At 43.4% G+C, this 21,524-nt stretch carries 22 protein-coding genes and 1 pseudogene; 9 read left to right on the top strand and 14 right to left on the bottom strand.

Annotated elements, in window-relative coordinates:
* Positions 1-423: 423 nt before the first annotated feature.
* On the top strand, positions 424-969 hold the full coding sequence (locus tag BM736_RS22500) for a gamma carbonic anhydrase family protein (protein WP_076416520.1): 546 nt from the start codon (positions 424-426) through the stop codon (positions 967-969).
* Positions 970-1,080: 111 nt separating this feature from the next.
* On the opposite strand, the gene BM736_RS22495 is transcribed toward BM736_RS22500, so the two are convergent.
* Together BM736_RS22495 and aroE are read right to left on the bottom strand one after the other, a co-directional pair.
* Entirely contained in the window at positions 1,081-1,341 is a 261-nt protein-coding gene (locus BM736_RS22495) for a DUF1488 domain-containing protein (RefSeq protein ID WP_076416518.1), read from the bottom strand.
* Positions 1,338-2,171 (bottom strand): shikimate dehydrogenase, encoded by an 834-nt coding sequence (gene aroE / locus BM736_RS22490; protein ID WP_076416516.1) that lies wholly within the window; start codon positions 2,169-2,171, stop codon positions 1,338-1,340. Before aroE ends, BM736_RS22495 begins: the two co-directional genes overlap by 4 nt.
* A 172-nt stretch (positions 2,172-2,343) precedes the next feature.
* On the opposite strand from aroE, the gene BM736_RS22485 reads away from it, so the two are divergent.
* On the top strand, positions 2,344-2,796 hold the full coding sequence (locus BM736_RS22485; protein WP_076416514.1) for a group II truncated hemoglobin: 453 nt from the start codon (positions 2,344-2,346) through the stop codon (positions 2,794-2,796).
* 204 nt (positions 2,797-3,000) lie between these two features.
* Here the strand turns inward: BM736_RS22485 and BM736_RS25480 are convergent.
* The 4 genes and pseudogenes from BM736_RS25480 to BM736_RS22470 form a co-directional block, all read right to left on the bottom strand.
* Positions 3,001-3,105, bottom strand: a pseudogene (locus BM736_RS25480) (coproporphyrinogen III oxidase); the annotation flags it as partial.
* A 279-nt stretch (positions 3,106-3,384) separates the two neighbouring features.
* Positions 3,385-4,305: an oxygen-dependent coproporphyrinogen oxidase gene (hemF, locus tag BM736_RS22480; RefSeq protein WP_076416512.1), complete on the bottom strand. Its 921-nt coding sequence runs from the start codon at positions 4,303-4,305 to the stop codon at positions 3,385-3,387.
* Between the two features lie 59 nt (positions 4,306-4,364).
* A complete protein-coding gene (locus BM736_RS22475) occupies positions 4,365-4,922 on the bottom strand; it encodes an L-threonylcarbamoyladenylate synthase (protein WP_076416510.1) in 558 nt (185 codons plus the stop codon).
* Positions 4,923-5,103: 181 nt separating this feature from the next.
* Positions 5,104-5,667 (bottom strand): type I DNA topoisomerase, encoded by a 564-nt coding sequence (locus tag BM736_RS22470; RefSeq protein WP_076416507.1) that lies wholly within the window; start codon positions 5,665-5,667, stop codon positions 5,104-5,106.
* A 140-nt stretch (positions 5,668-5,807) separates the two neighbouring features.
* On the opposite strand from BM736_RS22470, the gene BM736_RS22465 reads away from it, so the two are divergent.
* Positions 5,808-7,580 (top strand): collagenase, encoded by a 1,773-nt coding sequence (locus BM736_RS22465; protein WP_076416504.1) that lies wholly within the window; start codon positions 5,808-5,810, stop codon positions 7,578-7,580.
* 451 nt (positions 7,581-8,031) lie between these two features.
* On the opposite strand, the gene BM736_RS22460 is transcribed toward BM736_RS22465, so the two are convergent.
* From BM736_RS22460 to BM736_RS22450, 4 genes are all read right to left on the bottom strand, one after another.
* On the bottom strand, positions 8,032-8,505 hold the full coding sequence (locus tag BM736_RS22460; RefSeq protein WP_076416502.1) for a DUF494 family protein: 474 nt from the start codon (positions 8,503-8,505) through the stop codon (positions 8,032-8,034).
* Between the two features lie 2 nt (positions 8,506-8,507).
* Complete coding sequence (dprA, locus tag BM736_RS22455; protein ID WP_076416499.1) at positions 8,508-9,527, bottom strand: DNA-processing protein DprA; 1,020 nt, start codon at positions 9,525-9,527, stop codon at positions 8,508-8,510.
* A gap of 247 nt (positions 9,528-9,774) precedes the next feature.
* Complete coding sequence (locus BM736_RS25470) at positions 9,775-9,906, bottom strand: hypothetical protein (RefSeq protein WP_256717988.1); 132 nt, start codon at positions 9,904-9,906, stop codon at positions 9,775-9,777.
* 58 nt (positions 9,907-9,964) lie between these two features.
* Complete coding sequence (locus BM736_RS22450) at positions 9,965-11,068, bottom strand: LysM peptidoglycan-binding domain-containing protein (protein ID WP_076416497.1); 1,104 nt, start codon at positions 11,066-11,068, stop codon at positions 9,965-9,967.
* 181 nt (positions 11,069-11,249) lie between these two features.
* Here BM736_RS22450 and def point away from each other — a divergent pair, with 181 nt between their 5' ends.
* The 5 genes from def (at position 11,250) to BM736_RS22430 (ending at position 16,981) form a co-directional block, all read left to right on the top strand.
* Positions 11,250-11,762, top strand: coding sequence for a peptide deformylase (def, locus tag BM736_RS22445; RefSeq protein ID WP_076416494.1), 513 nt, complete (start codon positions 11,250-11,252; stop codon positions 11,760-11,762).
* 7 nt (positions 11,763-11,769) lie between these two features.
* On the top strand, positions 11,770-12,744 hold the full coding sequence (fmt, locus tag BM736_RS22440) for a methionyl-tRNA formyltransferase (RefSeq protein WP_076416491.1): 975 nt from the start codon (positions 11,770-11,772) through the stop codon (positions 12,742-12,744).
* Between the two features lies 1 nt (position 12,745).
* Entirely contained in the window at positions 12,746-14,023 is a 1,278-nt protein-coding gene (gene rsmB, locus BM736_RS25080; protein ID WP_143562468.1) for a 16S rRNA (cytosine(967)-C(5))-methyltransferase RsmB, read from the top strand.
* Between the two features lie 9 nt (positions 14,024-14,032).
* Entirely contained in the window at positions 14,033-15,442 is a 1,410-nt protein-coding gene (gene trkA / locus BM736_RS25075; protein ID WP_143562467.1) for a Trk system potassium transporter TrkA, read from the top strand.
* A 96-nt stretch (positions 15,443-15,538) separates the two neighbouring features.
* The gene (locus BM736_RS22430; RefSeq protein WP_076416488.1) at positions 15,539-16,981 is read left to right on the top strand and encodes a TrkH family potassium uptake protein; all 1,443 of its coding nucleotides are present in this window, start codon (positions 15,539-15,541) and stop codon (positions 16,979-16,981) included.
* Between the two features lie 219 nt (positions 16,982-17,200).
* Here the strand turns inward: BM736_RS22430 and speG are convergent, their stop codons facing one another.
* Positions 17,201-17,722 carry a spermidine N1-acetyltransferase gene (speG, locus tag BM736_RS22425; protein WP_076416485.1) on the bottom strand — a complete coding sequence of 174 codons (522 nt, stop codon included), beginning with the start codon at positions 17,720-17,722 and terminating at the stop codon, positions 17,201-17,203.
* 505 nt (positions 17,723-18,227) lie between these two features.
* On the bottom strand, positions 18,228-18,767 hold the full coding sequence (gene hemG, locus BM736_RS22420) for a menaquinone-dependent protoporphyrinogen IX dehydrogenase (protein WP_076416483.1): 540 nt from the start codon (positions 18,765-18,767) through the stop codon (positions 18,228-18,230).
* Positions 18,768-18,966: 199 nt separating this feature from the next.
* On the opposite strand from hemG (BM736_RS22420), the gene BM736_RS22415 reads away from it, so the two are divergent.
* Complete coding sequence (locus BM736_RS22415; protein WP_076416480.1) at positions 18,967-19,272, top strand: metalloregulator ArsR/SmtB family transcription factor; 306 nt, start codon at positions 18,967-18,969, stop codon at positions 19,270-19,272.
* Positions 19,273-19,361: 89 nt separating this feature from the next.
* Here BM736_RS22415 and hemG (BM736_RS22410) read toward each other — a convergent pair whose 3' ends face one another.
* Both hemG (BM736_RS22410) and BM736_RS22405 read right to left on the bottom strand, forming a co-directional pair.
* Positions 19,362-19,889: a menaquinone-dependent protoporphyrinogen IX dehydrogenase gene (gene hemG, locus BM736_RS22410; RefSeq protein ID WP_076416477.1), complete on the bottom strand. Its 528-nt coding sequence runs from the start codon at positions 19,887-19,889 to the stop codon at positions 19,362-19,364.
* A gap of 113 nt (positions 19,890-20,002) precedes the next feature.
* Complete coding sequence (locus BM736_RS22405; RefSeq protein WP_076416475.1) at positions 20,003-21,460, bottom strand: TrkH family potassium uptake protein; 1,458 nt, start codon at positions 21,458-21,460, stop codon at positions 20,003-20,005.
* Between the last annotated feature and the right edge of the window lie 64 nt (positions 21,461-21,524).

Raw genomic sequence — 21,524 nt, 5'->3', positions numbered from 1 at the left:
GATTGCTTCCTAAGAAGCAATTTCGAATAACTCAACACCTGTGAATGTCCACACAGATTTCTTGTTTCGTATTGTTAAAGAACGTGGCGCTAAGTAGCACCGCCGTTGACGCTAGGTCGCTGGCTTGAGGAGGCGTATTCTACACTTCCCGTTGTTGGCGTCAAGTGCTTTTAAAAATTTAATTTCAAACGTTTAAAACGAGGAAATTAATTAGCTTACTTGTTGCCCTGACTGGGTTTCAGCTTCTGTTTAAGAAGGCTGGTTTGCCGTGTCAGTGGGAGCGCATTATAGGGATGTCAGCCGGGATGGCAAGGGCTTAATGTAATAAAAGTGTCATTTTATTACTGTTTGTAGATAAAACACCCTGACTAGCTATTTTTTACGCTTTATAATGCCCATACAGCGATTTTAAGGACTTATTAAATGCCTCATTCACTCAGATCATATAAGGGAATTACCCCAAAACTTAATAATCATGTCTATATTGATGAAGCTTGCGTGCTTGTTGGAGATATAACACTTGATGATGACGCCAGCATCTGGCCATTAGTGGCTGCTCGAGGGGATGTAAATCGTATCGTTATTGGTAAACGTACTAATATACAAGACGGGACGATATTGCATGTAACTCGTAAGTCTCCATCTAAACCAGATGGAAACCCACTTTTAATTGGTAATGATGTCACCATTGGCCATAAAGCCATGCTTCACGGCTGTATAGTCGGCAATCGTATTTTAGTCGGAATGGGGGCTATCATCTTAGATGGCGCTATTTTAGAAGATGACATCATACTAGGGGCGGGATCGTTAGTTCCACCTGGTAAGGTTTTAAAAAGTGGTTTTCTCTATGTCGGTAGCCCAGCAAAACAGATCCGCCCTTTGACAGAAGCTGAACTCAAATTCCTTCCAGAATCTGCAGATAACTATGTAAGATTGAAGAACGAGTATTTGGAAGAAGTGGCTAGTTAGGTAACTTTTAAATACTAACTGGTATAAGCAAGAAGCTTGTCCAGTTTAGAGCTGTTGGTAGCTAACCTCTTCAACAGCTCTGGCTATTATAGCTATTACCAAGTTAAGCTATTACCAAGAGATCTCGCCATTCTCATCAAAAGCTTCTCTTTCTATAAGTTCTTCCATCTTTTCTTCAATATCAAACCTGTATTCATCAAACACAGCTAATGCTTGTGATTCACACTCAATTTTACGACCAACAAAGTTAGATAAATGCGCCACACTCACTCTACAGTTGATATTTGCTCCCATGACTTGAGCGGGAAATACCACCTGTTCAGCTTCTGAATCCCACCTCTGGAGATCGGTAAATATAATGCTTTGATTCATTCTTTGCTTAATCCCTCTCTTAACTCACTCAATACTGGATTCACTTCAGGCTCTACATTTCGCCAAATCTCAAAACTTTTAGCCGCTTGCCCAACCAACATACCGAGCCCATCGATCACTTTTGAACAACCTAGCGATAATGCCCATACATTGAAAGAGGTCTGCTCCTTGCTATACATCATGTCATAACAAACAGAGTGCTCTCCTAAAATACTAGCGGGTAACTGGGGTACCGAACCGGATAGGCTAGCAGAAGTTGAGTTAATAATGATATCAAACGGACTTTCAATATTATCTAAGGCAGTAGTAGATATTGCCATTACAGCACCATACTTCTTAAATGTATCCGCAAGTAAAACCGCCTTCTCATGGGTTCTGTTATGAATTTGCAGCGATTTAACTTCACGCTCAAGTATAGGCAGTATAGAGCCACGGGCAGCACCACCAGCTCCAAGCAAGAGTATGGTTTTCCCCTTTAAACAACCAATATTACGCTCAAGATCTGCTACTAAACCTAAACCGTCAGTATTATCTCCCTTTATACGCCCATCACTAAGTAATGTTAACGTATTCACGGCACCAGCCAGTTCAGCCTGCTCACTCAATACATCACAAATCTCGAACGCTTGCTCTTTAAAAGGCACCGTCACATTGGCCCCCTTTCCATTTTGTGACCAAAATTGCTGCAAGCTTTGTGCAAATTCATCTTTAGGGGCCAAAACAGCTTCATAAGTTAATGATTGTTTAGTTTGCTTAGCAAAAACACCATGAATGAAAGGAGATTTACTGTGGGCTATCGGGTTTCCAAATACGGCATATCTATCAGTCATGGGTCATCTCATTTTTCAAAGCAAGGCAATATGCAACACAGTTTACCTACTCAAGACATAGGTTCAATTAATTCATTGACCTAATTGAGGCAGCGACAAAATTTTCGCATTCACTATCTGCTGTATCTCTTGTTATAATCTGGCTTCTATTACCTTGGCATGTAATTGTTTAATGAACTGGCTAAAAAATCTCTTCAGCAACTCAAGTAAGGCAAAAGCACCTCAAACACAGCCTGACAGAAATCCGCAGCAATCTAATGCTTACGATAAAATAGGTGGTGAACAGGTAGTTAAAGCACTCGCTCGTCAATTCTACCTACAGATGCAGCAACAGGGACGTGCCAGTAACTTACTTGCCATCCATAAAGCGCCTATCGCAGAATCTGAACAAAAGCTTTATGAGTTTTTAAGTGGTTGGCTTGGTGGGCCTGGATTATTTGAGCAAAAGTATGGACACCCAGCACTTAGAGCGAGGCATATGCCTTTTAAAATTGACGAAGAGATGCGTGATCAATGGTTGTTCTGTATGAGAAGCGCTATCGATATCGAGATAAAGGATGCTCAGCATAGAGAAGCGATATATCAAGCTGTTAGCATTCTAGCTGACAATATGCGTAATCAATAAACCAACCTGATTATTAATTGGTTATTGATCACAACCAATTAAGCAAGTGTTGTGCACTGTAACGAAGAGATGAGACCACTCTGCCAAAGCGCTGTAGCAGCATGCTCAGCGGACTAGATGTTTAGCAAAGTGGCATAGACATAGGCTCAGCTACATCCACACCACTCTCTATTAAAAATCCGTTGTGAACTCTACTAAATAGGGCTATTTATTTAATCCCAGCCAGTCCCTTGGTTTGAGGTAGTCAGTATAAAGCAGTGCTTCTGGCGAGTTGTCTGCAGGTGTATAGCAGTACTCCCAGCGGACTAGAAATTCAGCAAAGTGGCATAGACATAGGATCAGCTATATCTACACCACTCTCTATTAAAAATCCGCTGTGAACTCAACTAAACAGGGCTATTTACTTAATCCCAGCCAGTCCCTTGGTTTGAGGTAGTCTGTGTAAAGCAGTGCTTCTGGCGAGTTGTCTGCAGGTGTATAGCAGTACGCCCAGCGGACTAGACGTTCAGCAAAGTGGCATAGACATAGAATCAGCTATATCAACACCACTCTCTATTAAAAGTCCGTTGTGAACTCAACTTAATAGGGCTATTTATTTAATCCCAGCCAGTCCCTTGGTTTGAGGTAGTCAGTATAAAGTAGTGCTTCTGGCGAGTTGTCTGCAGGTGTATAACAGTACTCCCAGCGGACTAACGGCGGCATAGACATCAATATAGATTCTGTTCTTCCACCTGTTTGTAGCCCGAAAAGCGTTCCTCTATCATATACTAGGTTGAACTCTACATAGCGTCCACGTCGGTACAGTTGGAAATTCCGCTCTTGCTCACCATATTCAGTATCTTTACGACGCTTAACAATTGGTGCGTAGGCAGTTAAGAAGCCATTTCCTACAGCTTGCATAAACTCAAAGCTAGTATCAAAACCCTGCTTGTTCAAATCATCAAAGAATAATCCACCCACTCCGCGGGTTTCATCTCTATGGGGAAGATAAAAGTATTCGTCACACCACTTCTTGTACTTAGGGTAAACCTCATCGCCGAATGGGTCACAGAATGATTTTGCATGCTGATGCCATTCAATAACATCCTCTTCAAAGGGGTAATATGGTGTCAAATCAAAACCACCACCGAACCACCACACAGGCTCCGCCCCCTCTTTAGAGGCAATAAAGAAACGCACATTTGCATGGGTCGTTGGAATATATGGGTTATTGGGGTGGATAACTAAAGACACTCCCATCGCTTCAAAACTACGACCTGCAAGTTCTGGTCTATGAGCTGTAGCCGAAGCAGGCATAGCAGAGCCCGTTACATGGGAAAAGTTAACGCCAGCCTGTTCGAAAACAGCCCCTTTAGTCAACACACGACTTTGGCCTCCACCCCCCTCTTCACGCTTCCAGGAGTCAGCTTTAAACTCAGCTTTACCATCTAGCAGCGCTAAACCTTCACAGATCTGCTGCTGAAGGCCTAATAAAAATGTTTTTACGGCATTTGTATCTGGTACAGACATCTAGATGTTCCTTTCTCTTTATATTTATCAACAGCACCCTATCGGGTACTTAAATCGAGCTAGCGTAGAACCTTGCCACTGATGGCATCTATAATCGTCGATGGTTTAGCTTCAGCCCCTAATCCCCCAGTCACTACCGCTTCAATGACACCAGAAAATTGGGTTGTAACCTCATCAATACTCATAGCAGGATCTTGACCAGTTAGATTGGCACTGGTGGAAACTAACGGCTTGCCAAGCTGTTGGCAGATTTGCTGAATTCCTGGGTGGGAGGAGATTCGAACAGCCAATGAGTTAAAGCGGCCACAGAGTAATTTAGATATATTGGGCCTTACAGGCATGATAAAAGTAAATGGACCAGGCCACTTAGAGTGAGCAAACGCTAGCTGAGCAGCGGTCAATTTAGATTCATCAATATAGGGAGTCAGCTGAGAAAAGTCACTGGCTACTAAAATTAAACCTTTTTCCCATGGGCGATGCTTAACCTGTAACAGCCTCTCTATTGCTGCATCATTATCAGGGTCACAACCTAGGCCAAATACCGCCTCTGTTGGGTAAGCAATTACGCCACCAGCCTCGATAACTTCGGATACTTCTGATGGTGCTAACTGCAACATGTATAACTACCTTCAATCAAATTCAATAATTTAGTCATGAAAAAGCTCTCCCCACCACTCTAGAGCGCTATGGAGATTATACAGAGATTACCAATATGAAGAAATGAATAGAGATTATAGCTTATTTAACTCACGCTATATTTCAGGCAAGGACTAGGGAGTAATATCTGCTACTGCCAATTTAGATAGGTCGCTTAAATTTACAACTTTTCTTAGGACACTCTAACCGCATACCTGCAGCCCCTTTCCTCTCAACCAAAATACCAAATCCACATTCAGGGCAAGACTCAGCTACTGGGGGATAATTAATTAGGAATTTGCACTTAGGGTAACCACTACAAGCATAAAATCCTTTGCCAAAACGATTAGTTCTATGCTCAATCATTCCGCCTTTACAGCTTGGGCAAGCGATTTGATCTTCAGGCTCCTCCTGATCATGCTTTTCAATATGCTTACAGGTTGGATAATGAGTACAGCCAATAAATATACCAAAACGGCCCGACTTTACAGCTAATTCGTGTCCACAATCAGGGCATTTTGAATCAGGAATGATTTGCGCTTCTATCTGCTCATGCTGAACCAGCGGACGCGTATAGTCACACACAGGGTAGCTGTTGCACCCGATGAAACCGCCATGTTTACTATTTTTAACCGATAGCTCACTGCCACACTTAGGGCAGAGTTCATACTCTTTTTCCAGTGCATGCTCGTGGGAGCTAAAAAGTGGGTCGCTAGTTTTAGACATGGGGTTCTCAGAAAAGTTACTTATTAGCTATTTTATCAAGCAAAGCTAAAACAGGGAAATATCTACGGTTAATAATTAGCACTAGGTTTATAGTAATAATGAGGATATATTGTATACAAAAACACAATTAGGATACTCAAATGTTTCGTAAGTCAGCTTTGGCACTGATAATCGGCCTCCCAACGCTCTTGACACTTTCAGCCTGTAGCACCACTGCACCAGTCATCATCGATGAAAGCATATTACAGGAGATATCTCAGGTACCAACAGCGCAACTATTTGATGCTAGCAGTCCGTTACTCACTAAGAGCACATTCGAACAGGTTGCGGCTAAGCTATACATATCACAAAAGCTGAATGAAATTGATGACTTACTGTATTACTTACGAGCATTTAGCTATTTCGGCCCTGTAGACGAGCTGGATGAAACCAGCTTCTCGCTATTATCTACAGCCTTAACGGAGCTGACATCCAGCGATACCTATGCTCAATCTTCGCGACTTCAAGAACAGTTTGCAGTGACGCTTTACCGCTACTACGCCAATAATGAACAATCTCACGCACTAACCAAGTTGAGCCCTGCGCTCGATGCTCAATTGGCACGACTTGCAAGCACCCCGGCTAATACTGAAAATGATTACGCTTTGTGGGAAACCCTAAGGGCTTATGGATTGCTGCTAAATGTAGGCCGAAAGAACAGTGATGGCGAGCTAAATAAAACCCTGATGCAGCTAAAGATGGACCAAGCTTTACTCTCATTCGCACAATCCGACTCTAGTATACGCAATGGCAAAGACTGGCCTAAAAGAAATGCCTACTGGGCATTAGGCCTATATCGCTTAGCCCTACCTGCAAGTGAAGATGGCAGCGTAACGGCAGATGAAGCCGCTCTCGATAAGGCTGTAGCAGACATAGCAAAGCAAGATGTCGCTGCACGTGGTGATGCAGCAAAAGATGCCTATACTCTTGGCTTTCATGTGAACTCATTTGCAGGACTTGAGGAATGTGAGAAACATAGTGATATCTGCCGGATCCCAGAACAAAATGAAATATTGCCTATCGAGCACCACTGTTCTGACAGTTTATTCATTCTAACTCAAGACTTAAACGAGCAAGAACTTGCCATAAGCTGTACGAAACTAACTTCACAAGAATCAAATTTCCACTCATTATTGGAAACCCAAAATCAAGCAACAGCCAATGATTTTAACGATGCACTTAGGGTCGTCGCCTTTAAGAACTGGAGCCAATACAACGCTTATGGCCAACTGTTATTCGATATCGGCACAGACAATGGCGGCATGTATATAGAGGGGACTCCTTCAAAGCCAGGCAATCAAGCAACTTTCTTTGCTTATCGCCAATTCTGGATTGAGCCTGAGTTCGCTATCTGGAACCTTAACCATGAGTACGTTCATTACCTCGATGGACACTTCGTAAAATATGGCGGGTTCGGCCACTTCCCTTCTAAAATGGTCTGGTGGTCAGAGGGGCTCGCTGAATATATCTCAAAAGGCGATGACAACGCTAAAACCTTAAGAATCGTAAAAAAGAAACTCGATAAGGCGCCGACTTTAGAAGAGATCTTTGCTACCGAATATAAGGACGGCGTTGAACGTACCTATAGTTGGAGCTATATGGCTATACGGTTCTTAGCGGAAAACTACCATAAAGATTTCGTCCAACTGAGTAAGTACCTAAAAACAGATTACTTCGAGGGCTATGACGAGCTTCTTGCGAAATTGACTCAACATCAAGATGAGTTCAGTAACTGGTTAACAGCTCAAGCCGAGGCATTTGATGATAGTGCGGAGCAGGCTAAGCCTAGATTACATAAGCAAAATCGATATAGTTACCGTGATTACTTAGCGCCTAAGCACCTCACTAAAGATGGCAGCCACAAACATTATTAACTATAGGAATATTTTTGGCCAGATACAACGAGCATTTATTCCTGTCCATGATAAATGCTCATAAATGTTCCAGACACAAATCCCCTCTAACGCTGTCCTTGCGACCGGGGATAAGTACATCCAGACACAAAAAAGGAGGCTTTGCCTCCTTTCTTTTTATCACATGAAAAGATATTTATACCAATCAGCATAAGAAAGTGATCTACTCAGAGTGTTTTTTGACAACTAACTCAAGGCGAATAGCTGATGGAATGGTTATTCCCTTGTGAGGCTATTCAACGAAGAGGTAGGCAGTCAAAAACACTCCTGACAGGCGAGTTTTAGCGCTTCATATGCTGTGTTAACGAGCTAGCACGTAGAATAACTATGCGCTTCACTCGTTGCCTTGCCTCTGAAGCGCTAATACCTCGCTGAGCGATCACATCTTTATGCTGATTGGTATTAGTTCAGGTTATGAATGCAGCCGACCATCGGGCTGTTCGAAGATAAGGTCTTCCATCTGTTCATAGGCTGACTCATTGCCTGGTACATTAAATAGCACCATAAGCACAACCCACTTTAGGTCTTCCAGAATCAATATTGGCTCATCAAGCTCCATCACTCGATCTATCACCATCTCACGAGTAACAACACTTAATACCTTGATTTGCTCTAGAAAAAGAAGAAAACCTCGACACTCAACATCTAGCTTGTCCATCTCATTTTGCGTATAGATTCTAAATGAGTGTTGTGCATGATCACACAGGTAAGGCGTATCACCTTCCTGTAGCTCTGCTAAATGTTCAAGCCAAGAGATGGCCTTTATTATCTCGGACTGATGAAAACCAGCACGGGTAAGCTCTTGCGTGAGCTCATCTTCATCCACTAAGAACTCTACTTCACTGTGAACATAGTTTTCAAATAGATACATGAGGATATCAAACATGGCTAGCTCCTCTTTAGTCTTATATAACCACCGGGTACTACAGCGACCCAACCTTGTAATTCAAGTTCAAGCAATTGCTCTAATACTAAATCTATGGCCTTTCCACTATGCTCAACCACAACATCTAATGATGTGGTCTCATACCCTACACTAGCTAACAGTGGGGCAAATGGCAAATCAGAAGCCTTCTCCCCCCCTATATGGTGACGCTTGTTCAATTCTTCAAGGTGGAAAGCAGATAAAGCCGATACTTCTTCTATTATATCGGCAACATTCTCCACAAGTTTTGCCCCATTTTTTAAAAGATCATGGCAGCCTTGGCTTTGACCAGACAAAATATTGCCAGGAATGGCAAATACCTCACGCCCCTGCTCCATCGCTAATCTAGCAGTAATAAGAGAACCGCTCTTACGACATGCTTCAACAACTAAGGTACCTAATGTTAGACCGCTGATAAGCCTATTTCGTTTCGGAAAGTTACCAGCAAAAGGCTTAGTGCCTGGCCAAAATTCACTAATAACAGCACCATTACTCTGAATAGCTTCATAAATCTTCTTATGCCTACGAGGGTAGATAACATCGACACCTGTACCTAAAACAGCCAACGTCCTACCACCTTTATCAATACAAGCTTGATGCGCCGCGCCATCAATCCCAATCGCCATTCCACTCACAACGGCAAAGCCTGATGCAGATAACTCCCCAGCCAACTTATACGCCAGCTGCAAACCAGTATGAGATGCAGCTCGGCTACCAACCATGCTTATGCAGGGAAATTTCAGCGCATTGATATCACCTTTTACAAAAATAATGGTTGGTGGATCAGAGAGTTGCTTGAGTAAGCAAGGGTAATCAGGTGAATCTAAGGTCACGATATAGTTGTTATCTGCGCTTTGCTGCCAAGATAATGCGGATTCGATAAGGGAAAGATTAGGAACGAGTTTGCCCCTGAGAAGAGATTCAGGCAGAGGGAGCGCATCAGGTTCATGCTCTAACATCTGCCTCAGATCTTCCACATCCATGTTCTGTAATAGTTGTCGGATCCGAGCGGGTCCTAACCCGGATACAGCACTAACAACTAGCCAGTCGACCAGTTTATCGGTAATTCCTTTTACCCCATTCAAGTTAAACTGAAACTAATACCATTTCGCATAAGAAAGTGCTCAACTCAGAGCTATTTTAGGCAAACTAGTTCGAGGCGGATAACTGAAGTAATGGTGGCTCCCTTACGAAGTTATTCAACGAAGAAATAGGCAGCCTAAAAAGCTCCTAAAAGGCGAGTCTTAGCACTTCTGAATGCCGCGTCATCGAGCTTGAACGTAGAATCACTATGCCCTTCACTCGCTTCCTTGCCTCAGAAGCGCTAAGCTCTCGCTGAGTGATCACATCTTTATGCGACATGGTATAAAACCTCAATGAGTAACTTCTTATACTGCAAAATGAGCTAAGCCACTCGCAGTTACTCACTCACTAAGAGTGCATCTGGTGTTAGTAATTTATCTTCGACTCTTACAGGCCGCTCATTAATCATAATAAGCCCCATACTTGTCTTATCGAACACCTTAAACACCATGAGCTTACCACGGTAAACATCTGGCATTTTAATTGAGTTATCTGACGATACACTCGAAAGCACAGTTTCATATGAACTACGCTCATTTGGCAGCACAGGCTGACCACTACCATTTATGACAACATCAACCCCATCTCTATAAATGGAGAAAACGTGACCGGCTTCTACACCATCAATGCTGCCTTTATCGATATAAGCAACATCCAACTTACCCATCTCTCGCAGCTCCTTCTCTGAAGCGAGTACCCTTGCAGGAGTCTCTAGATTCGCAGCTCTAGGCATGAAATAAGCTGGCATTAAGCTATCCTCTTCGATAGGCATCACTCGCGTACCGGCAACCGTTTCACGGTAATTACTTAATAACCTAACCTTGGACACAGACCCTGACTCTATGACACGCCCGCTAGCCGTTAAGATCGCTTCAACCCCAAGATCTTCACCTTCCTCATAGCTAACAAACTCACGCCCTTTCTCATAGACACCAAACTTATCACCAACAGTCAGTTCAGCTTGAATATAGATGACATCCCCCACGATATGATGCTTAGACTCACTCTCTCCACCTAACACCATAGGTAGCTCATCAAACCAATCACGGTCTACCACTCGATTTTGAATTAGGTAAGAGTTAATTAATGCGAGATTGACGGCCGGGATAGCGCCATCTTTGGCCATTTTTCGACCTTCAGGGGATTTACGGATATGCGGTTTAACCACTAACCTTGGCTCACCATCAATAAAGACTAAGGTTAACCGGTCACCAGGATAGATGAGGTGCGGGTTAGCTATTTGAGGATTTACTCCCCAAAGTTTTGGCCAGCGCCAAGGGTCTTTGAGGAAATGTGCAGATATATCCCAAAGTGTATCGCCCTTCTCAACCACATAGGAGTCAGGGTGACCAGACTTGAGGGTAAGCGTATCGGCGAAAACAAAAGAGCAGTTTATTAAAATTAAACCGAGTAAAATTAATCGTTTCATCGGGGAATCCATACTGTTTATGCTCTATAAAACCAACTCTTCCTTACAGGAAGCACTCAATTGATAAAACTAGTTTGGTAATATAGCGAGCTTTTGCTGTTATTGACTGCCACTAAGGATTAAAATTAACCCAATAGCTAAAGTCAGTATAACCAACTGATTAAGATTTGACATACTTGTTAAGAGTTTATGTATGAGTTTACTAAAAGTATTACGTTTCCCCGATGAGAGATTACGCACAGTTGCTAAGCCTGTAACAGAGTTTAACACTGACCTACAAACTCAAATCGATAATATGTTCGAGACCATGTATGAAGAGAAGGGCATTGGACTAGCCGCTACTCAGGTCAATTTCCATCAACAATTGATTGTTATGGACCTTCAGGATGAAGTAGAAAGACCTACCGTCTTTATTAATATGGAGATAGTAGCCAGTAGTGGTCACTTCGCTAACGAAGAGGGCTGCCTTTCAGTACCTGGAATTTATGCCGATATAGAGCGAGCTGAACAGGTCACAATCAAGGCATTAGATCGTGATGGCAATGAGTTTACTTTAGAAGCCGAGGGCTTATTCGCTATCTGCTTACAGCATGAACTCGATCACCTTAAAGGCAAATTATTTGTCGATTACTTGTCGCCACTAAAGCGTCAAAGAATTAAGCAAAAGCTTGAAAAAGCTGCACGACTAGAAGCCAAACAGGGATAAAGCCATCTTGAAACCATTAAATATCATCTTTGCCGGTACTCCGGACTTTGCAGCTCTGCACTTACAAGCACTTATCAATTCTGAACATAATGTTGTTGGTGTTTATTCTCAACCAGATCGTCCTGCTGGACGAGGTAAGAAGCTACAAGCAAGTCCAGTTAAGAGTCTAGCACTTGAACATGATCTCCCCGTTTATCAGCCAAAGTCGCTACGCAACGAGGAAGCACAACAAGAGCTAGCGTCACTGAATGCCGACATTATGGTTGTGGTCGCTTATGGCTTAATCTTACCTAAAGTGGTTTTAGATACTCCTCAAATGGGTTGTATTAATGTTCACGGTTCAATTCTACCTCGCTGGCGTGGTGCAGCGCCTATACAGCGTGCACTTTGGGCTGGCGATAAAGAGACTGGCGTAACTATTATGCAGATGGATATCGGTCTTGATACCGGTGACATGCTACTTAAAACCCAACTCCCAATTGAAGATAGTGACACCTCAGCGACACTCTATGAAAAACTTGCACAGCAAGGTCCTGACGCGCTAATCGAAGCGTTAACTGGATTAGCTGATGGAAAGCTTAAAGCTGAAAAGCAAGATGAGTCACTCGCTAATTACGCAGAAAAGCTAACGAAAGAGGAAGCCCAGCTCGACTGGAATAAACCAGCAGAGCAGCTTTGGCGGGAAATAAGAGCCTTTAATCCTTGGCCAATTAGCCACTTCTCTCATCACGATGCCAGTATCAAAGTTAGACAAGCTAACGTTATAGATGCGGTAAGTGATAAACCAGCAGGTACCATTATCTCTGCAGATAAAAATGGTATTGCCATTGCCACAGGTGAAGGCGTACTAAACCTATTAAATATGCAGTTGCCAGGTAAAAAGCCTCTCAGTGTCGGGGATATTCTCAACTCTCGTGGTGACTGGTTCTCAGTAGGTACACTCTTAAATACTCAAGCAGCACATAGCGAAGAGGCGAAGTAATATGAACTTGCGTGCACTCGCGGCAAAGGTCGTATTTCAAGTGCTTGAAAAAGGCATTTCACTTTCAGTTGCCCTCCCCGATCAGCAAAAGCATCTCGAGAGTGGCAAAGATAAAGCACTACTTGCCGAGCTTAGCTATGGTGTGATGCGTCACCTCCCCCAACTAGATAAGTTGGTGAGTGATTGCATGAGCAAGCCACTCAAAGGTAAGCAGAGAATTGTTCACCAACTATTACTTATTGGTTGTTATCAAATCTACTTTACCCGTATTCCTAGCCATGCAGCGATATCTGAAACCGCTGAAGCATGTCGTCAATTGAGGTTTGAAGGTCTAGTAAAAGTCGTCAATGGTGTTTTACGAAACATCCAACGTCAAGACAAGCCACTACCAACTGATAACGATACCTTGGCATTCAATACACCAGCTTGGATAGTGAAACGCTTAAAAGCAGCCTACCCAGATAACTGGCAAGAGGTCATAGAGCAGAGCCACCAGCGTCCGCCTATGTGGTTACGTAATAATAAGCTCTCTCAAACTCGTGATGAGTACCTAAGCGCCTTATCGGAGGTAGAAATCAATGCTTCTGCTGGTTCAAGCAGCGATGCTATTTTACTGGAAAGCCCAAGAGATGTAGCCCAGCTACCTGGCTTTGACCAAGGTGCAGCTTCTGTACAAGATGGTGCTGCTCAGTGGGCAGCGACATTACTAGCACCTCAAGATGGTGAACTCGTACTCGATGCCTGTGCAGCGCCAGGTGGTAAAACATGTCACCTACTAGAGCAAGCTAACATAGATCTTGTAGCGGTCGATTTTGATGAAAAGCGCCTTGAGCGCGTTCAACAAAACCTGGACCGTTTATCGCTCAACGCCAAGCTAATCCATGGTGATGCAGCCGATATAGACTCTTGGTGGCAGGGTGATAAATTTGATCGCATTCTACTGGATGCCCCTTGCTCAGCGACAGGGGTTATTCGTCGCCACCCTGATATCAAATGGTTAAGAAAACAATCAGATATTGAAGAGCTAGCCTCACTACAAAGCAAAATTCTTGATCATTGCTGGCAGTGGCTTAAACCTGGTGGCACACTGCTGTATGCAACTTGTTCCATTCTCCCTCAGGAAAATGAGCAGCAGATTCGCTCATTCTTAGAGAGAGCCGATGATGCAACTCTTGTCCCCATAACCCAGCAGCCTAATGCAGATGCCATTGGCTGGCAGATAACACCGGGTACAGAGAGTATGGATGGATTCTACTACGCACGCCTAGTGAAGGGATAACCTAAGGCCATGAAGATTATCATTTTGGGTGCAGGCCAAGTCGGTGGCACGCTCGCTGAGAACTTAGTCGGTGAAAATAACGATATCACCGTCGTCGATAACGATAAATCGCGATTACGTTCACTGCAAGACAAGTATGATCTGCGAGTCGTCCTTGGTCACGGAGCTCATCCTGATGTATTAAAGGAAGCTGGCGCCGAAGATGCCGACATGCTGATTGCAGTAACCAACAGTGATGAGTGTAATATGGCAGCCTGTCAGGTTGCCTACTCGTTATTTGGTACACCTACTAAAATCGCCCGCATCCGCTCAGAGCAATACCTAGGCCTGAAAGATAAACTGTTTATTAACAGTGAAACGAAGCAAAATGATAATCGTACTCGTGGTGGCTTCATCATCGATGAACTTATTGCCCCCGAGCAGCTCGTTACCTCCTATATTCGCCGACTCGTTGAGTATCCAGGTGCACTACAAGTGCTCGAGTTTGCCGAAGGTCGCTTAAGCTTAGTCGCTGTCCGCGCCTATTATGGTGGACCACTTGTAGGTAATGCCTTAGCAGCGCTGCGCGAGCATATGCCGAATATTGATACCCGAGTAGCTGCAATTTTCAGGCAAGGTCGACCGATCATGCCCCGAGGAACCACCATCATTGAAGCCGATGATGAAGTCTTCTTCGTCGCCGATAGTCGTCATGTCCGTGCCGTTATGAGTGAGATGCAAAAGCTCGATAACTCCTACCGCAACATCATGATAGCCGGTGGCGGTAATATCGGTATGGGCTTAGCTAAACAGCTGCAACGTAATCATTCAGTAAAACTGATTGAACACAGGCAAGAGCGAGCCGAATCACTGTCTGAGCGACTCGAAAAAACCACCGTCTTTTGTGGTGATGCCTCAGATCAGGAGTTGCTACTTGAAGAGCATATCGATCAAACCGATGTGTTCATTGCTGTGACTAACGACGATGAAGCCAACATCATGGCAGCCCTACTCGCTAAACGTATGGGTGCTAAAAAGGTAATGGTGCTTATTCAGCGTGAAGCCTATGTTGATATCGTTCAAGAAGCGAATATTGATATTGCGATATCACCTCAGCAGGCTACGATTTCTGCACTACTTACCCATATCCGCCAAGGCGATATCTGTAACGTATACTCGCTGCGTCGCGGTGCAGCCGAAGCCATCGAAGCCATTGCCCATGGTGACTCAAAAACCTCTAAAGTTGTCGGCAAAAAAATTGGTGAGATCAAACTTCCACCAGGCACAACGATTGGTGCAATTGTACGTGACGAAGAGGTATTAATGGCTCATGATAAAACGGTCATCGAACAGGGAGATCATGTCATTCTCTTCTTGGTCAACAAGAAGTTTATCGGTGAAGTTGAGAAGCTGTTCCAACCGAGTGCCTTCTTCTTCTAACTTTTAGTTGGATCTAGCATCAACTAACTTAAGCGCCCCCTAAAGATAGCTTACCAAAAGGAGGGCGCCGCGAATCTGCTTTCGAAGGATTGAGTCATGCTGAACTATCGGCCACTACTCTTTATTTTGGGTATTTTCCTGTCGACACTGACAGTTTTTATGTTTATTCCACTGATCTTCGCACTTATCTATAGTGAAGAAACAGTGGGTGCCTTTATGATCTCCTCACTAGTGACAGGCACAGTAGCAAGTGCTTGTATGCATCAAGGGCGGAGTAAGAAACTAAACCTCAATATTCGAGATATGTTTCTACTTACCAGTTTAACTTGGCTTATCGTTAGTTTTTTCGCAGCTATGCCCTTCACCCTATATCATGGTATCGACTATACCGACGCCTTCTTTGAGACCATGTCCGGAATAACCACCACAGGATCAACGGTGCTTTCAGGGCTAGACAGTATGGATCACAGCATTCTCATCTGGCGCTCTTTATTGCAATGGCTTGGCGGTATCGGCTTTATTGTAATGGCTGTAGCTGTACTCCCTTTTCTCAACGTTGGTGGCATGAGGTTATTTAGAACCGAATCTTCTGACTGGAGTGATAAAGCCATTCCCCGTACTCAAGATATGGCCAAAAACCTGTTCTATATCTATATCTTGCTGACAGTGCTCTGTGGTTTTGCCTACCACCTAGCCGGGATGAACTGGTTTCAAGCAATCAATCATGCCATGACAACCCTGTCTACCGGAGGTTACTCAACCTCAGACAGTTCTATGGCCGCTTTTTCTAACCAAGCACATTGGGTCGGAGTCTTCTTCATGGCGGCTGGTGGCTTGCCCTTACTTATGTTCGTCAACTGTATTCAACAACGTTCACTCTTTGTCTGGAATGACGCTCAGGTTAAAGGCTTCCTATTTTTCATCACCACGATCTCTGTAGGACTCGCCTTCTGGCTCTGGACTGGTCATGAAATGTCGCCGTTCGATGCACTCCGCCTCGCAAGCTTTAATGTCGTCTCAGTGGTCACAACCACCGGCTATGGATTAACAGACTATACCGCTTGGGGAGCACTGGCTAATGTCGCCTTTCTATTTTTAATGTTTGCAGGAAGCTGCTCAGGCTCTACTTCTGGCGGCATTAAAATCTTCCGTTTTCAAATTGCTGGCGCCATCATGCGTGAGCAGCTCAAACAACAATTTCACCCTAATGGTGTGTTTAAAGAGCGATATAACAACCGACCTATCGGTGAAGATATCGTACGCTCACTGGTGACCTTTATCTTATTATTTATGCTCGTGATCGTCGCACTGTCGGTCATATTAGTGATGACCGGGTTAGACCCTACCACCAGCTTTACTGGGGCCGTTACTGCAGTAACGAATGTGGGGCCAGGGCTTGGAGGTACTATCGGGCCGGCAGGTAACTTCTCGACCCTACCCGATGTCGCAAAATGGGCATTGGCGATTGGCATGTTATTAGGTCGATTGGAGATCCTGACAGTTGCAGTACTGTTTCACCCAGGGTTTTGGAAGTATTAGCGGAAATACGAGTTCGTAATACTAGTCGAAGTATTTTGGGCTATTTTGGGTTGGGTTCATTTGGCAGGGTGGATACTTGCAACGATGCTACGTACCATAGCTTCATTTTTATCTATTACCTACCGTAGGCGCATGTGCAGATACTTCTTCGGCACGCTGCAAGTACATCCGTGAAAGTTATCTCTTCGAATTATTGGTATTAGACTAAAACGACACTGTTCAGCTCACAGGTTCAGGCATGTCCTGCTGCAGTATGTACATGCGTTTTACATCGCGGTATTGGCCATTGATGAAGATCTCTTTAACGAGATGCCCCTCCTCTTTAAAGCCACACTTTTGATAAAGGTGAATGGCTCGCTCATTTTCTATTGCTACATGCAGATAGACTTTGTGTAAGTTTAAAATGGTAAAGGCATAGTTAAGTGCTTTGTTGATCAAAGTGCGTGCATAGCCCTTACCTTGAAAGTCGGGAGTGATAATAATCTGAAACTCGGCACTACGATGAATATTGTTGATCTCGACTAACTCAACCAGCCCCACTGTTTGTTTATCGTTATCTTCAGCAATAAATCGACGCTCAGTCTTATCATGAATATGCTTACTGTATAGCGCCTCAAGTTCATCAAATGACTCATAGGGCTCCTCAAACCAATACGCCATAATGGTTCGATTATTATTTAACTGATGAATAAACCTTAAATCAGTTCTCTCTAAAGCACGGAGTCTAATTTCACTGCTCATAAAACACCTTACCCTTTACACATATATAAATGATGAACACTACAAACTGACTGTCAGCCCAATGGCTAATAGTCACTATTATTTTAATCTAAGTCTGAGCCTGATTCGGCATGCTGTTCGATACAGAGTTACACAGCAATTATATGGGCAGTAGATAACGTTCTCTCAATGAATTTTTGATCATAAAGCGCTTCAAGAGGTATAAGCTAGAAGTTTTGAGCCAACACACTTTAGGACATTTCATATTAGCTAAATGACTATTCTCATTTTAATCGAAGAGATAAATAATCAGGTGTAGATGCGGCTGCGAGCTTCCAAAACAAGGATGTTTTGGTAGAGCCCACAGGGAAGTGCTTGCGGCGGTTCGCAGAAGCATCTGCACTATTCTCGCCGGACAGGCGTTAAGTAGCAATGAAGGGATGACCTTCAAACGACGACTCAAGAACAAAGCAGCCAGATGAGTCAAAACAAATGTAATCAGACCTTCATTTGAAGGCCTGCTAAATTATTTGGCCAAACTAACCAAATGGTTGGCATAAACCTTTACGTCATCCCAATCGGTGTAATCAATCACCGACTTAGGATCTGTTGGGCCATCAGTCATCTTCATGATCATCTGAATAGCCAGCCTGTCCCACCAGCGCCACGATGGATAATCAACCTTACCAGCGATAACTTTGACATCTTTTGGCTTCCATGGGGAAAGCTCAATAAACTTCTGCAGATACTTATTGTTTTCTGGTACACGTTTCTCAGGATTACGCGCAACAACATTCACACTATAGAAGCTACTAGGAAGATCATTAAGTGCGGCTTGATGTTTTTCAGTAAAAGCAAACACTGACTTGTCATAGCTCCCGTAGAGCACACAAGCTCCCAGTGCAACACAGTCATATTTAGACCAATCGACACCTACCTTTGCCGCTTCACTAATATGCATTACGGTACACTTATTACCGCTACTTTCGATCTGTTCTGCTACAGCTCGACTGATCCTGGCGGTATGACCACCCCTAGAGTAGTAAAGCACGAGTACTGACTTCATCAATATGCCTAATATGTAATCTATTTCCTGCGCCTATTGTTACAGCAACTCAACTGATAAACAGAAGAATTGATCACAAATTAGCGCTAGCTCATATTAATTGAGGTCGAAATTGAGATCTTCAACAGGGTTAGTATCATTGTCTTAATTAAGCGACTCAATTAGAATCAACTAATCCAAGAGTATAGGTGAGTACCTCATGCAAAAAGATATCGATATAGATGCCATGGTAACCAACGCTGAGAATGCAGCGAAATGGTTGAAAGCGATCGCAAACCCAAATCGATTGATGATCTTATGCCTACTACTGGATAATGAGTTGAGTGTGACAGCGCTAAACGAAACCGTACCTCTAAGCCAATCGGCGTTATCACAGCATTTAGCCGTATTGAGAGCACAAGATCTGGTTTCTACGCGTAAGAGTTCACAAGTCGTTTATTACTCGCTTAAAAACGAACAGGTCACTGAAGTGATCTCAATTATGCACAAGCAGTTTTGTAATTAAAATTTTTGAACCTGTAAATAAATTGATATAGAAAAATGCCAGTCACTTGACTGGCATTTTGTTTTTAAACACAGATCTCACAGCTATACCTATCTATCAGCAAAAGCCTTAGCAAACTCTTCGACTTGCTCCCAATCGGTAAACTCATAGGTGCCAGATGTGTCAGTTGGCCCTTTTGTCATCCACATAATAAAGCGGATCATCGTCTTATCAAAGAAGCGGTATTTAGGGTAATCAATCTTCCCAGCAAAAACGGCTAGCTGTTGTGGCTTCCAAAGAGATAAGTCCAAAAACTTTTTCATATATGGGTTCGTTTCTGGCGTATTTTTTTCAGGTTTTCTAGCTACAACATTCACTGTAAAAAAGGCATTTTTCTTGGCATTTAGCACTGCTTGATGACGGTTAATATACTGATATAGCTCAGGCCTATGCTTACCATAACGAATACTCGCACCTATCAGAATCTTATCAAAATATGAGAGGTTTAAAGCATGAGCCTCCTCCAAAGAAGCTAAAGTAACACTATCACCAGCACCTTCGTTTATCCCCTGGACAAGCTTACAGATATCTTTAGTTTGGCCATCGACAGTAGAGTAGATAATTAACGTGTTGCTCATCAAATTTCCTGAATAATAGAGGTAAAAAACAACAGACCATTTAAGGTACGGTTCTATATAAATTAAATAAAAGTGTAGCCGTCAATACTATAGTGCAAAGGTTTAATTCGAGCTTAATTTCGCCAAAATGTTGGTGTAAATAGGACTAAAAGTGTAAAAACCTCGAGTCGCCCAAACAACATAGCAAGCAAGAGTATCCACTTAGAGCCATCATTAATGCTCGCGTAGTTACTTGCCACCTCTCCTAAGCCTGGGCCTAGGTTATTTAAACAAGCAGCCGTAGCACTAAAAGCGGTAATATTGTCCATGCCCATCGCCATTAACGCCAACATGCAGATGACAAATACTAGGGCATAGGCTGAGAAAAACCCCCATACCGCATCGATAACTCTCTCAGGTAAAGCTTTCCCCCCAATACGGATAGAAAACATACCTCTGGGGTGAACCAATCTTTTTAACTCTCGGGAGCCTTGTTTAAATAGTAAGATCATTCTCATGACCTTAATACCGCCAGCGGTCGAGCCTCCACATCCACCAATAAAGCTCGAAAAGAGCAGTAACATAGGCAAAAACAGTGGCCACATATGAAAACTCTCAGTGCCGAAACCCGCTGTTGTAGAGATAGATACAGCCTGAAACAGAGCGTAATCAAATGTCTCTTCTGGTGAGTCATATATTCCCGAATGATACAGAGTGCCAAAACAGATAGCTGTCAGCGTCAACTGCACTATGATAAGCGCTTTAAATTCAGCATCTTTAAAGTACACTTTTAGATTGATCCCACGCCGGGTAAATGCAGCAAAGTGAAGGCTGAAGTTTAATGCCGCAATCAATAGAAACACCACACACACCATGTTGATTGCAGTGCTGTCGAAGTAACCAATACTCGCATCATGAGTTGAGAAACCGCCAATGGCGATGGTAGAGAATGAGTGGCAAATAGCATCGAAGGCGTTCATTCCCGCCACCCAGTAGGCAAATGCACAAGCAATAGTGAGTGCAAAGTAGATATACCAGAGCGCTTTTGCAGTTTCAGCAATCCTGGGGGTCATCTTGCTATCTTTTACAGGCCCGGGCATCTCTGCACGGTAGAGCTGCATTCCACCAATACCAAGAACTGGCAAAATAGCGACAGCTAATACAATAATCCCCATACCACCTAGCCACTGTAATAGATGCCGATAGAAGAGTATCGCTTTGGGGAGTGAGTCTAGGCCAACAATAACTGTTGCCCCTGTCGTGGTTAAGGCAGAGAAGGATTCGAAGAAACTATCAGTTATAGACAGATCAGGTTGACTGGAAAATATAAAAGGGACGGCACCAATTGATCCTAGCACCCCCCAAAATAAAACAACGAGTAGAAAACCCTCACGGGTTCTAAGCTCTTTCTTGTGCCTTCGGTTTGGATACCAGAGAGCAAAGCCTAAAAATAGACTCAAGACAAATGCCTGAATAAATGCGGTACCGCCCCCATCTTTATAGATCACCGCAACCAATGCAGGTGGAAGCAGAGACAGGGAAAACAAGCCCATAAGCAAACCTGTTATTCTTATAATTGTTCTATATTGCATCTAGGCTTATCTTTTCATCCATTGGTCCTAATACTCTCCCCTCATAATTAAGGACAGGTATAAG

The organism is Shewanella sp. UCD-KL12, assembly GCF_001957125.1.
GTDB lineage: Bacteria > Pseudomonadota > Gammaproteobacteria > Enterobacterales > Shewanellaceae > Shewanella.
The sequence above is the reverse complement of the archived record's forward strand: the minus strand, read 5'-3'. Positions and strand labels throughout refer to the sequence as shown.